Origin of the sequence: Pseudomonas sp. TAA207, from assembly GCF_001529285.1 — a bacterium.
Lineage (GTDB): Bacteria > Pseudomonadota > Gammaproteobacteria > Pseudomonadales > Pseudomonadaceae > Aquipseudomonas > Aquipseudomonas weihenstephanensis.
This window is the reverse complement of record NZ_LLWJ01000072.1, coordinates 154,571-168,868: the sequence shown is the minus strand read 5'-3', so window position 1 is coordinate 168,868 and position 14,298 is coordinate 154,571. Positions and strand designations below refer to the sequence as shown.

Genomic DNA, 14,298 nt, shown 5'->3' with positions numbered 1-14,298 from the left:
GCCTACGGCTGAGGCGTTTGCGGCCCCAGCCATTTCTGCGACAGGGCCGCTAGCCGGCCATCTGCCTTTATCCGCTGGAGCGCTTTGTCCAGGCTGTTGTGGAACGCCGGGTTGCCTTTCTGAAACGGGATCGCCAACGTCCCCCTCTGATCTTCAACCGGGCGTGTGTCCTTGACGGTTACCCGTGGCGGATGTTCGACCAACGGGCTGCCCTGAACTACGCCTATGAGCTGACCCTGAAAGGTTTCAAGGGCCGTAGGCGTTTGTGGTTGCGCAGCTCGATTGATTGCGCGCGGTTGGGTGTAACCGTAAGGCTCACTGAAATCGAACCGATTCTCAAGGTCCGGGGTCAAAGCCATGTGGTTGAGCGCGACATCGTATTTACCGCTCTCAACCCCTTGCAGCAGGTCGTTGCTGTCGGTCACCAGCAGGGAGGCATTCACGTCCAGCTCCTGCGCCAGCAGCTCGCCCAATTCCACTTCAAAGCCGGTCAAGTGCCCGTCCTGTTTGAAGCTGTAGGGCGGCACGTCAGCTTCAAGGGCAATGCGCAGCTCGCCCCGATCGTTAACGTCATCGATTAATTCGGCTTGAGCCAAAGGGCTCACCAGTGGCAATAACAGCATCAGGCCAGGCAAAAGGCGCATGGTCACTCCTTTGAACGGATGCAAGCGATTCGCAATAAGCGCTCACTTTGCTTTATGTTGGTCAACTGCGGGTTGGACAGCGTAGCGACGCGAAGTTGTCTTAACCCTATGAATTTTGTGAAAAACGGAGAAATAAATGAAAAATCTACTGTCTCGCGTTGCACTGGCTTCTATGTTGATGGGCGCTTCGGTCATGGCGATGGCTGCTACTGCGGCCCCTGAAGGCGCAAAAGTTTCCATCATTTCCCCGGCTGACGGCGCCACCGTGGACAAAACCTTCACCGTCAAATTCGGTGTTGAAGGCATCAAGCTGGCCCCCGCTGGCGACCAGACCCCCCACACGGGCCATCATCACCTGTTGATCGACGTCGACCAGCCGATTGCGGCGGGCCAGGTGATCCCGGCAGATGCCAACCACGTTCACTTCGGCAAAGCGCAGACCGAAACCGAAGTGACCCTGGCCCCCGGCAAGCACACGTTGCAGCTGGAGCTGGCTGATAAAAACCACATGGCCTTCGAACCGGTGATCGTGTCGAAAAAAATCACGGTCAACGTGAAGTAATAACGCCCGCGCATAAAAAAGGGAGACCCGAGGGTCTCCCTTTTTCGTACAGCGCTTTGCTGCTTAGAACAGCACGCGGCAACGGATGGTGCCGGTGATGCTTTGCAGCTTCTCTTGCGCCAGGTCCGAGGACTCGGCGTCGACGTCGATGACCACGTAGCCAACTTTCTCGTTGGTTTGCAGGAACTGGCCGGAGATGTTGATGCCGTTTTCGGCGAAGACCTTGTTGATCTCGCTCATCACACCCGGAATGTTCTGGTGGATGTGCAGCAGACGGTGCTTGCCAGGGTGAGCCGGCAGGGCCACTTCCGGGAAGTTGACCGACGATACCGACGTACCGTTGTCGCTGTACTTGACCAGCTTCTCTGCCACTTCCAGACCGATGTTGGCTTGCGCTTCAGCGGTGGAACCGCCGATGTGCGGGGTCAGGATCACGTTGTCCAGGCCGCGCAGCGGGCTTTCGAACACGTCGTCGTTGGAGCGCGGCTCCACCGGGAACACGTCGATGGCGGCGCCGATCAGGTGCTTGTCCTTGATCGCGTCGGCCAGGGCGTCCAGTTCAACCACGGTGCCACGGGCAGCGTTGATCAAAATGCCGCCCTTTTTGATGGCACGGATTTCTTTCTCACCGATCATCCACTGGGTGGCGGCGGTTTCTGGAACGTGCAGGGTCACGATGTCCGACATGCCCAACAGCTCGTGCAGGTTGCCCACTTGCGTGGCGTTACCCAACGGCAGTTTGGTCACGGTGTCGTAGAAGAACACCTGCATGCCCAAGCCTTCAGCCAAGACCGACAGCTGTGTACCAATCGAGCCGTAGCCGACAATACCCAGCTTTTTGCCCCGGATTTCGAAGGAGTTGGCTGCGCTTTTGATCCAGCCACCGCGGTGGCAGGAAGCGTTTTTCTCAGGAATACCGCGCAGCAACAGGATCGCTTCTGCCAGCACCAACTCGGCCACCGAACGGGTGTTGGAGTAAGGGGCGTTGAAAACAGCGATACCGCGTTCGCGAGCAGCGTTGAGGTCGACCTGGTTGGTACCGATGCAGAAACAGCCAACAGCCACCAACTTCTTGGCGCAATCGAACACTTCTTCGGTCAGCTGAGTACGGGAACGGATGCCGATAAAGTGGGCATCGGCGATCTTTTCCTTCAGCTGGGCTTCAGGCAAGGAACTGGTGATGTACTCAATGCTGGTGTACCCGGCGGACTTGAGAACATCAACAGCGGATTGGTGGACGCCTTCAAGAAGAAGGAACTTGATCTTGCTCTTATCGAGAGAAGTCTTGCTCATCTGCGTAAACCTGTGTCCCAGAGAAAAATGGCAGGGAAGTGGACAGCCTGAGCTGACCTGGCCGGCGTGAAGACCGGCACCGAGAATCGTCCTACGTCTCGATTCTACGGGGGGGCCGTATGCTAGCATAAGCGCCCCGCTAAACACCCATTCCTGCGACGTGAAGCGTTCTCAGGATGACCATGAATTGTTCGAGAGTTCTGTTGATGACCCATCCTGCCGTAATTGATGAGCTAAAGACCCTGGTAGAGCCTGGCAAGGTTCTGACCGACGCCGATTCCCTCAATGCTTATGGCAAGGACTGGACCAAGCATTTCGCCCCGGCCCCCGTGGCCATTGTGTTCCCCAAAACCACTGAGCAAGTGCAGGCCATTGTGCTGTGGGCCAACGCGCACAACGTGGCATTGGTGCCTTCAGGCGGGCGCACCGGTTTGTCGGCAGCCGCCGTGGCGGCCAATGGCGAAGTGGTGGTGTCATTCGACTACATGAACCAGGTGCTGGACATCAACCTGACTGATCGCACCGTGGTCTGCCAGCCGGGGGTTGTGACTCAACACCTGCAAAACCTCGCGCAAGACCATGGCCTGTACTACCCGGTGGATTTCGCGTCGGCGGGTTCCAGCCAAATTGGCGGAAACATCGGTACCAATGCGGGCGGGATCAAGGTGATTCGCTACGGCATGACCCGTAACTGGGTGGCGGGCATGAAAGTCGTCACGGGCAAGGGCGACGTGCTGGAGCTGAACAAAGACCTGATCAAAAACGCCACCGGCTACGACATGCGTCAACTGTTTATCGGGGCTGAAGGCACGCTGGGCTTTGTGGTCGAAGCCACCATGCGCCTGGACCGTGCGCCGAAAAACCTGACGGCGATGGTGCTCGGCACGGCCGACTTTGACTCGATCATGCCGGTACTGCACGCCTTCCAAAACAAGCTGGATCTGACCGCGTTCGAGTTTTTCTCTGACAAAGCGTTGGCCAAAGTCATGGCGCGTGGCGATGTGCCTGCCGCGTTCGAAACCGACTGTCCGTTCTACGCGTTGCTGGAGTTTGAAGCGAGCACTGAAGAGGTGGCCAACGCGGCGCTGGAAACCTTCGAGCACTGCATGGAACAAGGCTGGGTGCTGGACGGCGTGATGAGCCAGAGCGAAACCCAACTGCAAAACCTGTGGAAACTGCGCGAGTACATCTCCGAAACCATTTCCCACTGGACGCCGTACAAAAACGACATTTCGGTCACTGTGTCGAAAGTCCCGGCCTTTTTGAAAGAAATTGACGCGATTGTCGGCGAACACTACCCCGATTTCGAAATCGTCTGGTTCGGTCACATCGGCGACGGCAACCTGCACTTGAACATCCTCAAGCCTGAAAACCTGAGCAAGGACGAATTTTTTGCCAAGTGCGCGACGGTGAACAAGTGGGTATTTGAGACGGTTGAGAAATACAACGGTTCGATCTCGGCCGAACACGGTGTGGGCATGACCAAACGTGACTATCTGACCTACAGCCGCTCGCCGGTGGAGATCGAGTACATGAAGGCGATCAAGGCCGCGTTCGACCCGAACGGCATCATGAACCCCGGCAAGATTTTTGCGATTTAAGCCATGAAGGTGTAGTCGCTGCCGCAGGCTGCGAAGGCTGGCGAAGCCATCCGTTCCCTCGATGGCCTGGCAACCCCCATCGCAACCTGCGCCAGCGACTCAAGAAACAGCATCCAACAGCGGAGTCGGTCAATGAGCTATCAGCACCAGTATCTCGACGGTACCCGGATTCACTTTCCTATCGGCAAAGTGGTGTGCATCGGACGTAACTACGCCGAGCACGCCAAAGAGCTGGATAACCCGATCCCTACTGAACCTTTGTTGTTTATCAAGCCCGGCAGTTGTGTGGTGGCGCTTGAAGGCGGTTTCGCCATCCCGGCCGAGCGCGGTTCGGTGCATTACGAAGCCGAAATTTCGGTGCTGATCGGCAAGCCGTTGTCCAACAACCCAAGCGCCGAAGAAGTACTGGACGCCATCTCCGGTTTCGCGCCGGGCCTGGATCTGACCCTGCGCGACAAGCAAGCCGAGCTGAAAAGCAAAGGCCTGCCGTGGGAAATCGCCAAGTCGTTCGACGGCGCCTGCGTGCTGGCGCCGTTTGTACCGAGCTGCACCTTCCCTGATCTGGAAGACATCGGCATCCGCCTGACCATCAACGGTGAAGTGCGTCAGGACGGCAACAGCGCCCTGATGCTCAACAAGATTGTGCCGATGATTCAGCACATGGCGGCCTGCTTTTCGCTGCAAGCCGGCGACGTGATCATGACCGGCACCCCGGTGGGCGTTGGCCCGCTGAATATCGGGGATGAACTGGTGCTGGAGCTGCCGGGCGTGAGCCGTTTCGAAAGCAACGTTCGCTAATCTGACGAAGCTTTGTAGGCACTGGCGCAGCCTGCGCCAGTGCCTACGCGGAGATTCGCCCGTCAGATATCAGTAGTCGCGGACGCGACAGCCTTAAAACGCTATTCTGCTGAGGTTTTTTCCTACACAGAATGTGAACCGCCGAATGCCAAACTGGAACCACTACGTACAGCGCATCCTTGAGTTGATGAAGCGCTATCCAGGGCTGATCGCGCTGTTTGGTTTCTGCTCGGGTGTGGGCAGTTTCATTCTGGTGGACCGCCAGCAAGGCATGGCCCGCTGGATCGCGGTCATCCTGTTGGTCAGTTGGGTCTGGCTGATGCTGGAAAACACCTTCACCCAGCTGTTTACGCGGGTGTTCAAACGCGAAATCCCGCCGCCGCTGCTGCGTTACGCCACGCAGATGATTCATCAGGAAAGTCTGTTTTTCGTGTTGCCGTTTTTCTTCATCACCACCACCTGGAACAGCGGCCAATTGGTGTTTACCGGGTTGCTCGGCGCCACGGCACTGGTGACGATTACCGACCCGCTGTATTACAAATGGCTGGCGCCCAAGCGCTGGCTGTATCTGGCGCTGCACACCCTTGCGCTGTTTGCTGCGCTGCTGACCGCGCTGCCGATCATCCTCAACCTCACCACTTCCCAGAGCTACAAACTGGCGTTGGGCACCGCCGTGCTCTTGTCCATTCCTAGCCTGGCCGTGAGCTTGCCGCTCAAAACCCTGCGTGGCTGGCTGATATTGCCGCTGATCGTACTCGCACTCGGCGGCACCGGCTGGTGGCTGCGTTCATGGGTGCCGCCCGCCACGCTGTGGATGACCGAGGTGGCAGTTACCCCACAACTGCAAGACCGCACGCCCGGTGAGAGCATCAAGCACATCAGCGTCAATGAACTGCGCGCGCGTGGCCTGTATGCCTACACCTCGATCAATGCCCCGCGCGGCCTAAACGAGCGGATCTATCACGTGTGGCAACTCAATGGCCAGGAAGTGGACCGCATCGCGCTGGACATCAAGGGCGGTCGCAAAGAGGGTTACCGCGCCTGGACCCATAAACAGAACTTCCCGCCCAACCCGGTGGGCCGCTGGCAAGTGCGGGTGCTGACCGAAGACGGGCAAATGATTGGCGTGTTGCGCTTTCGGGTAACCGACGCAGATCAATCCTCTTCAGCATCGAGTCAGGCAAACTGACGCAATTGTGCTATTACCTATGGTCTGCGTATTCGCGAACCGAGCTTGGAGCTGACGATCATTACTGCTAAGGCTGGCGACGCCAAATTAGACACTTCAAGCACTGCGGCCAAGCTGCACATCAGTGGCGAATGGACGCTGGCCAATTATGCGCGCCTCAAACAACTGACCGACCAGTTGGCGGGTAAATACGACGACAGCACTCAGGTTGATCTCAATGATGTCACCCGCCTTGATACGGCCGGTGCTTCGCTGCTGGTGGAGTTGCTAGGCTCGGAACGTGTCAGCCAGTTGGCCGAGACCACGCCCAAGCTGCCTGCCGCCGACCGCGCCTTGCTGCAAACGGTTTATTCCTCGATGCGCGACTTTTGCGTGCCGGTCAAAGAACCCGAGCAAAACACCGGCATTCAGGTACTCAGCCGTATTGGTTGCGCCGTCGACAAGCTGTGGCAAGACTGCCTGCAACTGCTGGGTTTCATTGGTTTGATCCTGCAAACCCTGACGCGCAACTTTTTTCGGCCCACACAATGGCGCATCACTCCGGTGGTGGCGCACATCGAGCAAATCGGGTTGAACGCCGCCCCGATTGTGGTGCTGCTGACGTTCATGGTCGGCGCGGTGGTGGCGTTTCTCGGGGCTACGGTGCTGGCCAACTTCGGCGCGGGGATTTTCACCGTCGATCTGGTGGCCTTTTCCTTCCTGCGTGAATTTGGCGTGTTGCTGACCGCCATCCTGCTCGCAGGCCGTACCGCCAGTGCATTTACCGCACAGATCGGTTCGATGAAAGCCAACGAAGAAATCGACGCCATTCGCACCCTGGGCCTCGACCCGATGGACTTGTTGGTGCTGCCACGGGTGCTCGCGCTGCTGATCGCCCTGCCGCTGTTGACCTTCCTGGCCATGATGGCGGGCATTTTGGGTGGCGCGATGGTGTGCATTATTTCGTTGGGCATTTCACCGGACATGTTCATTTCGCTGCTGCACTCGGACATCGGCGTGCAGCACTTTTTGGTGGGCATGGTCAAAGCGCCGTTTTTCGCCTTTCTGATCGCTGCGGTCGGTTGCCTTGAGGGCTTCAAAGTCACTGGCAGTGCAGAGTCCGTGGGCGCGCACACCACGTCCAGCGTGGTGCAATCGATCTTTATCGTTATCGTGCTTGATGCGGTGGCGGCGTTGTTCTTCATGGAGATGGGCTGGTGAGTGCGTCTGTGCAAAAAAACCGCGAGGCGGTGATTGAAGTGCGCGGCCTGTGCAATCGCTTTGGCAGCCAGACCGTGCACGAAAACCTCGACCTGGATGTGTACAAAGGCGAAATTCTGGGCGTGGTGGGCGGCTCCGGCACCGGTAAATCCGTGCTGTTGCGCAGTATTGTGGGCTTGCGTCGACCCACCGAAGGCGAGGTCAGGGTTTTCGGTCAGGACCTGCTGAGCTTGCCTGAAGAAAAGCGCTCGCTGATCGAGAGACGTTTTGGCGTGTTGTTCCAGAAAGGTGCGCTGTTTTCGTCACTCACGGTGACTGAAAACATCGCCCTGCCCCTGATTGAACACGCGGGCCTGAGCCGCCCGGACGCCGAACACCTGGCGCTGGTCAAGCTGGCCCTGGCCGGTTTGCCGCTGTCTTCGGCCGACAAATACCCCTCTTCGCTGTCGGGCGGCATGGTCAAGCGCGCAGCGCTGGCCCGCGCATTGGCACTGGACCCGGACATTCTGTTTCTGGACGAACCCACCGCCGGGCTTGACCCGATTGGCGCCGCCGCGTTCGATCAACTGATTTTGACCTTGCGCGATGCGCTGGGATTGAGCGTGTTTTTGGTCACCCACGACCTCGACACGCTGTACACCATCACTGACCGCGTGGCGGTGTTGTCGCAAAAACGCGTGTTGGTGGCCGAACCGATCAAGCAGGTCGAAGATTACGACGACCCGTGGATTCATGAGTATTTCCATGGCCCCCGTGGCCGCGCCGCGTATGAAGCGGCAACCCAGCGTAAGGAGCAATGACATGGAAACCCGCGCCCATCATGTATTGATTGGCTTGTTCAGCGTGTTGGTTATCGTGGGGGCCATGTTGTTTGGCCTGTGGCTGGCCAAAGCCAGCATGGACAGCACTTTCAAGGATTACGAAGTGGTGTTCAACGAAGCCGTCAGCGGTTTGTCCAAGGGCAGTTCGGTGCAGTACAACGGCATCAAGGTCGGTGATGTGATCGAACTGCGGCTCGACGACAAAGACCCGCGCCGGGTACTGGCGCGCATCCGTCTGGCGGCCAACACACCGGTCAAGGTCGATACCAAGGCCAAGCTGGCTCTGACCGGCGTGACCGGCACCTCGATCATTCAGCTCAGCGGCGGCGACCCCAACAGCCCGCCGCTCAAGGGTAAAGACGGCAAACTGCCCGAAATCGTGGCCTCGCCCTCCCCGATTGCCCGCCTGCTGACAGACGGCTCCGACGTGATGGCCAACGTCAACATGCTGCTGCACAACGCCAATCGCCTGTTCTCACCCGATAACGTCGACCGCGTGGGCAAGACCCTCGACAACCTTGAACAAACCACGACGGCCATTGCCAGTCAGCGCGGGGATATTTCCCAGACCCTTAAGCAACTGGCTCAAGTGGGCAAACAAGCCAGCATCACGCTCGAACAAACCACGGCGCTGATGCGTAACGCCAATGGGCTGTTGAGTACCCAGGGCAAACAGATGTTCGGCAGTGCCGAGCAAGCGATGCAGTCGCTGGAACACAGCGCGGCCACCATCAACACCTTGCTCAACAATAATCAGGAATCATTGAACAGTGGCATGCAGGGGCTCAATCAGCTCGGCCCGGCGGTCAATGAGCTGCGTGAAACCCTGAGCACGCTGCGCTCGATATCGCGGCGTCTGGAAGCCAATCCAAGCGGTTACTTGCTGGGCCGCGAACAGAACAAGGAATTCACGCCATGAGTCGTACTTATCGCCTGGCCGGTTCAATCGTATTGGCGGCGAGCCTGAGCCTGCTCAGCGCCTGCTCGATCCTGCCCAAGCCCGAGCAGGTGGATGTGTATTGGTTGCCGTATGCGCAAACCCCGATGGCTGCCAGCCACAGCGCGCCAGTGAACTGGTCGCTGCGCCTCGACAAGCCGATGGCGAGCAATGCGCTGAACAGCCAGAACATTGCCGTGGTGCCCGAAGGCAACTTGATCAGCAACTACAAAGGTGCGCGTTGGAGCGACCCGGCACCGGTCTTGCTGCGCAATCGCTTGCTGGATGCGTTCTTGCAGGACGGCCGCATTCAGGGCCTGAGCACAGACGACAGCAACCTGCAGGCCGATTACGAACTGGGTGGGGAATTGTTGGCGTTTCAGACCCACTACAACGGCAAAAACCCGCAGGTGCTGGTGCAGTACAACGCGCGGCTGGTGCGCACCAGCGACCAGCGGGTGATTGCCTCCAAACGCTTTGACGTGCGTCAGCCGCTCAACAACCCGCTGGTACCGGGGGTTGTTGCAGGTTTTGGCCAAGCGAGCGACGTGCTGATGCCGCAGGTTGTGCAATGGGTGCTGCAACAAGGCCAGGCACAGCGCTAACCCCACGTTGTAGGCGAGGTACGCGATTGCGTAGCCGCTGGCGCAGGCTGCGTCCGATTGCGCAGCGATCGCAAAGCCTGAGTACGGGTTCGTTAACCGAAGAACCAGTAACACACGGCAATGGCAGCGACTACGCCTGAGAACTCCGCTAATAACGCGCAGCCTACCGCGTGACGGGCGCGTTGGATGCCCACGGCGCCAAAGTACACCGCCAGCACATAGAACGTCGTCTCAGTGCTGCCCTGCACAGTTGCCGCCACTAACGCCGCGAAGCTGTCCACACCTTGGTTTTGCATGGTTTCGATCAGCAAGGCCCGTGCGGCACTGCCTGAGAACGGTTTAACCATCGCCGTCGGCAAGGCGTCGACAAAGCGCGTGTCCCAGCCCAACCATTGGACCGCATGGCGAATGCCGTCCAGGCCAAAATCCAAAGCCCCCGACGCCCGTAGCACGCCCACCGCGCACAACATCGCCACCAGATAAGGCAGCAAGGTTTTGGCCACGTCGAAGCCTTCTTTGGCGCCTTCGACAAACGCTTCGTAGACCTTGACCTTACGCAGCGCGCCAATCACCAGAAACAGCATGATCAGCCCGAACAGGGTCAAATTGCCGAGGATCGACGACAAACTGGCCAATGCCGTCGCTGACAAACCCGCCAGCAATGCCATAAAGCCGCCCAGTATCAGCGCGCCGGGCAGCAAGTACGCCAAGACCACCGGGTCCCATAGCCGCAAACGCTGCATGAAGGCCACTGAGAGCAGCCCTACGAGCGTTGAAGCGCTGGTCGCCAGCAAGATCGGCAGGAAGACCAGCGTCGGGTCAGCAGCGCCCTGCTGAGCGCGGTACATGAAGATGGTGACGGGTAACAGGGTCAACGAGGAGGCATTGAGCACCAGAAACAGGATTTGCGCGTTACTGGCGCTGGTCGGGTTGGGGTTGAGCTCTTGCAGTGCCCGCATCGCCTTAAGGCCAATGGGAGTGGCGGCGTTGTCCAGGCCCAGACCGTTGGCGGCAAAGTTGAGGGTGATAAACCCCAATGCCGGATGACCGGGCGGCACTTCAGGCATCAAGCGTTTAAACAGCGGGCCCAGCGCCTTGCCCAGCCAATCCACGATCCCGGCTTTTTCGGCGATGCGCAAAAAACCCAGCCATAAGGTCAGCGTGCCGAACAGCAGGATCATCACCTCAACCGACAGCTTGGCCATGGCGAAGATGCTTTCCACAATCGCCGCAAAGATCCCGGCGTTGCCCCCCACCAGCCATTGGGCAAGCGCCGACACGGCCGCGACCACGAAAAAGCTGAGCCATAGGCCGTTAAGCATCGAAAGAACTCCTTAAAGATGCCGCGAATGATAGCGGCCAACCCCCAGAAACAACAAACCCCGGACAAGTCCGGGGTTTGGGGGGCGAAGCGTGCGGGGGGCGATTACTCGCCTTTTGGCAGGGCTTCCTTGCTGCGCCAGTGCGGCAGCGAGTTCCAGTAGCGCTCGCCTTTGGCGTCGTCGTACATGCCTTCCCAACGGGAAATCACCAGTACCGCCAAGGCGTTACCAATGACGTTCAGCGCGGTACGTGCCATGTCCATCACACGGTCAACACCCGCGATGAAGGCCAAACCTTCCAGTGGGATGCCGACGCTGCCCAGGGTGGCCAGCAGTACCACGAAGGACACGCCCGGTACACCGGCGATGCCTTTGGAGGTGACCATCAAGGTCAATACCAGCAGCAGTTGCTGGCTGATCGACAAGTCGATGCCATACAGCTGGGCAATAAAGATCGCCGCGATGCTCTGGTACAGGGTCGAGCCATCAAGGTTGAACGAGTAACCGGTCGGCACCACGAAGCTGCAAATAGCTTTTGGCGCGCCGTACGCTTCCATCTTCTCGATCACGCGCGGCAGCACGGTTTCGGAGCTGGCGGTGGAGTAAGCCAGTACCAGCTCATCTTTGAAGATGCGCATCAGCTTGATCACGGAGAAGCCAAACAGCTTGGCGATCAGGCCCAGTACCGCAAAGGCGAAGAACAAGATGGCGGCGTAAACCAGTATCACCAGCTTGGCCAACGGCACCAGCGAAGCAAAACCGAAGTTGGCGACGGTCACGGCGATCAGCGCAAACACACCGATTGGCGCGTAGTTCATGATCATGTGAGTCACTTTGAACATCGACTCGGACACGCCCTGGAAGGTTTTCACCAGCGGGTCGCGCAGTTCGGCGTTCAGGCTCGACAAACCGAGGCCAAACAGTACCGAGAAGAAGATGATCGGCAGCATCTCACCGCGAGCCATGGCTGCGAAGATGTTGGATGGAATCAGGTTGAGGATGGTTTCGATGAACGCATGTTCATGCTGAACTTCTGCGGCAGTGGCCTGATATTTAGAAATATCAACCGTGCCCAGCGTGCTCATGTCGATCCCGGCGCCGGGATGGAACACGTTGGCCAGCACCAGGCCTACCAGGATCGCGATGGTGGTCACCACCTCGAAGTAAATGATGGTTTTAAGACCGATGCGACCAAGTTTCTTCGCATCTCCCACGCCTGCAATCCCGACAACCAGTGAGGAAATCACGATTGGGATTACGATCATCTTGATCAGACGGATAAAGATATCGCCAGCGGGTTGCAAGACGTTACTGATCCACCAGGCCTTTTCAGCACTGAAATGGTTAAGCAGCGCGCCGATTGCAATACCCAGGACCAGACCGATTAGGATCTGCCAGGCGAGGCTAAGTTTTGCCTTCTTCATGTCATTACCCTTACTTCAAGTGGACTCGGGAAGAGGCTCAGACTAGAGCGCTTTGAAGCGCTGAATTCTACAACCTCTGCCCCCGTAGAAGGTCGCCCAAATCGAGCCAGAGAGGCTCTTTGGCAGGCGAAAAAAGGCGCAACTATTCCCATGCAAGAGGAAGCCGTCTAATGCCGTAAACGCCTACCCTATGCCGAATCGGCATGGATATTGTCCGACAAGAGCTCAAATTCACGGGGTATCAAAGTCACAGAATAGACGACATAAGCGCCGCAGACCGGCTGTTTCAAGGTCTTTTTGCCGCAGGCGGGACGTTGTAAATCACGTCCAGCACTCAGAAATATCCGACAACACAAATCGAATAGAGAGAAGAAATCATTTTGCTATTAGTCGATAGATGGTCGACGTTCTCAGGGGCCATCCGAGCCACATTTGTTTTTAAAAAAATGAGCAGTGATAAGGTTTTACGACTAAAAAAACCTTTTTTAAGACCCAAAAAAACCAAGGCAATGGCTTGGTTTTTTTGGTGTTTAACAGCTGAAGAAACTGCCCAAATGATCAGTACCAGTTAGGGTCTTTCTTCAATTGTTCTTCGAGCAGCGCTTTCATACCTTCATCAGGTTGGCCCAAGAATCGGTAATCGGCATGACGTGTTGGCGACTTGTCGGCCGGCAAACCTGCCGGGACTTCGACCAACATGGCGTAGGCGTGCTTCTTGTCCAGGCTTACGGCAACGATCAGGCGTTTGTTCAAACAGGTCTGAGCGGTTTCGCACAAGGGGCCGACCAAATACTGATCGTCATCTTCAGTGACTGCGTTCATCTGTTCGGCACTGCCCGACAGGTTCATCACCCACTCAGGCAAGCGATCTTCTTTTTTGACCACTTTTTGCCAGGCATCACGATAATCAGCATCGTTTAACAGTTCGTTGACACGCGCCTGGCCATCGTTTGCGGCCAGCGCCATGGCACTGCTGCCCATCAACAGGGCAGCAGCCATGGCCTTAAAGGATCGGCTAAACATGGTTACCCTCGACCACGGCGGCCAAAGATGAACGACACAACGAACATCACCAGGAAGACGACAAAGAGAATCTTGGCGATACCGGTGGCGGTGCCCGCGATACCACCAAAGCCCAGAACGGCTGCGATGATGGCGATAATCAGGAAGGTAATTGCCCAACTCAACATGGTGATTCTCCTTATTACTGTGGGAAAGCGTGGTGATGCCACTGCTGCGTCTTAACGCCCTGCAAGGGCCTCAAGGTTGTGAACACTTAAAACACCCAACGTTCCTGCGGCACGTCTGAAGATGCGATTTGCGTGTCATCGGCAGCCGCCAGCGCATAGCCGTTGGTCGCCTGATTGTTTGAGCTGATCGCACTGAAGTGTGTTTGCGGGGCGGCTTGATGCAATACGGTCTGAACCGGCTGTGGTGCCTGTTCAAAACGCACAAGTTGCTGACCACCGATCAATGTCACCAACAACGCGAGGCTGGCGAACAGACCTTGTTGAAGGTGCAGCGAAGTAAGGCGAATGCGGGGGAAACCTTGACGATTCATGCTCAGACTCCTGCCACTCGGTGGTCATTGTTGGATTTGCCTTCAGCCCGTTAGCGCTGAATGACTGGGTTACATGAGTTATTGCAGGTGGCATGCCAAGTCGTGATCCTTAATAAAAGCCATATAAATCAATGGTTTATAGCTGGCGTGAGTACAGCTCTACACGCATCCTGCACGATGGACTCTTCAAGCGTCGGGCGTTCTGCACGATTGGCCAAGACCTCTAACCGTTCTTTTATAGAGGGGGCAAAAAACAGAACTGTTTTGCCCAGCAAACGTCGAATCAAATCGGCTCTAAATAGTGTTAAATCAGACAGTTACAGCATGCAGGCAAGTGGCTA

15 protein-coding genes are annotated in these 14,298 nt (G+C 57.3%); 8 read left to right on the top strand and 7 right to left on the bottom strand.

The window, feature by feature from the left end; all coding sequences use genetic code 11:
• Positions 1-2: 2 nt before the first annotated feature.
• The gene (locus tag AP059_RS20495) at positions 3-644 is read right to left on the bottom strand and encodes a transporter substrate-binding domain-containing protein (RefSeq protein ID WP_059765817.1); all 642 of its coding nucleotides are present in this window, start codon (positions 642-644) and stop codon (positions 3-5) included.
• Positions 645-780: 136 nt separating this feature from the next.
• Between AP059_RS20495 and AP059_RS20490 the strand changes: the two genes are divergently transcribed.
• A complete protein-coding gene (locus AP059_RS20490) occupies positions 781-1,206 on the top strand; it encodes a DUF4399 domain-containing protein (RefSeq protein WP_059765815.1) in 426 nt (141 codons plus the stop codon).
• 63 nt (positions 1,207-1,269) lie between these two features.
• Here the strand turns inward: AP059_RS20490 and serA are convergent, their stop codons facing one another.
• Complete coding sequence (gene serA, locus AP059_RS20485) at positions 1,270-2,499, bottom strand: phosphoglycerate dehydrogenase (protein ID WP_048363906.1); 1,230 nt, start codon at positions 2,497-2,499, stop codon at positions 1,270-1,272.
• 206 nt (positions 2,500-2,705) lie between these two features.
• On the opposite strand from serA, the gene AP059_RS20480 reads away from it, so the two are divergent.
• From AP059_RS20480 to AP059_RS20450, 7 genes are all read left to right on the top strand, one after another.
• Positions 2,706-4,100: an FAD-binding oxidoreductase gene (locus AP059_RS20480; protein ID WP_059765813.1), complete on the top strand. Its 1,395-nt coding sequence runs from the start codon at positions 2,706-2,708 to the stop codon at positions 4,098-4,100.
• 132 nt (positions 4,101-4,232) lie between these two features.
• A complete protein-coding gene (locus AP059_RS20475; protein WP_059765810.1) occupies positions 4,233-4,898 on the top strand; it encodes a fumarylacetoacetate hydrolase family protein in 666 nt (221 codons plus the stop codon).
• Between the two features lie 145 nt (positions 4,899-5,043).
• The gene (locus AP059_RS20470; RefSeq protein WP_059765808.1) at positions 5,044-6,087 is read left to right on the top strand and encodes a DUF5924 family protein; all 1,044 of its coding nucleotides are present in this window, start codon (positions 5,044-5,046) and stop codon (positions 6,085-6,087) included.
• A gap of 51 nt (positions 6,088-6,138) precedes the next feature.
• Positions 6,139-7,287, top strand: a complete 1,149-nt coding sequence (locus AP059_RS20465) for an ABC transporter permease (RefSeq protein WP_059766210.1) — start codon at positions 6,139-6,141, stop codon at positions 7,285-7,287.
• An 8-nt stretch (positions 7,288-7,295) separates the two neighbouring features.
• Positions 7,296-8,087 carry an ABC transporter ATP-binding protein gene (locus AP059_RS20460; protein ID WP_162207803.1) on the top strand — a complete coding sequence of 264 codons (792 nt, stop codon included), beginning with the start codon at positions 7,296-7,298 and terminating at the stop codon, positions 8,085-8,087.
• A gap of 1 nt (position 8,088) precedes the next feature.
• Positions 8,089-9,027 carry an MlaD family protein gene (locus AP059_RS20455; RefSeq protein WP_059765806.1) on the top strand — a complete coding sequence of 313 codons (939 nt, stop codon included), beginning with the start codon at positions 8,089-8,091 and terminating at the stop codon, positions 9,025-9,027.
• The gene (locus AP059_RS20450) at positions 9,024-9,650 is read left to right on the top strand and encodes an ABC-type transport auxiliary lipoprotein family protein (protein ID WP_059765802.1); all 627 of its coding nucleotides are present in this window, start codon (positions 9,024-9,026) and stop codon (positions 9,648-9,650) included. The genes AP059_RS20455 and AP059_RS20450 overlap by 4 nt, the downstream gene beginning before the upstream one ends.
• A 92-nt stretch (positions 9,651-9,742) precedes the next feature.
• Here AP059_RS20450 and AP059_RS20445 read toward each other — a convergent pair whose 3' ends face one another.
• The 5 genes from AP059_RS20445 to AP059_RS20430 form a co-directional block, all read right to left on the bottom strand.
• A complete protein-coding gene (locus AP059_RS20445) occupies positions 9,743-10,972 on the bottom strand; it encodes a nucleoside recognition domain-containing protein (RefSeq protein ID WP_059765800.1) in 1,230 nt (409 codons plus the stop codon).
• A 104-nt stretch (positions 10,973-11,076) separates the two neighbouring features.
• Complete coding sequence (gene gltP, locus AP059_RS20440) at positions 11,077-12,396, bottom strand: glutamate/aspartate:proton symporter GltP (protein ID WP_048402053.1); 1,320 nt, start codon at positions 12,394-12,396, stop codon at positions 11,077-11,079.
• 558 nt (positions 12,397-12,954) lie between these two features.
• Positions 12,955-13,419, bottom strand: coding sequence for an inhibitor of vertebrate lysozyme family protein (locus tag AP059_RS20435; protein ID WP_059765798.1), 465 nt, complete (start codon positions 13,417-13,419; stop codon positions 12,955-12,957).
• Between the two features lie 2 nt (positions 13,420-13,421).
• A complete protein-coding gene (locus AP059_RS22150; RefSeq protein WP_019828122.1) occupies positions 13,422-13,586 on the bottom strand; it encodes a DUF1328 domain-containing protein in 165 nt (54 codons plus the stop codon).
• Positions 13,587-13,672: 86 nt separating this feature from the next.
• A complete protein-coding gene (locus AP059_RS20430) occupies positions 13,673-13,957 on the bottom strand; it encodes a hypothetical protein (RefSeq protein WP_059765796.1) in 285 nt (94 codons plus the stop codon).
• Positions 13,958-14,298 lie beyond the last annotated feature (341 nt).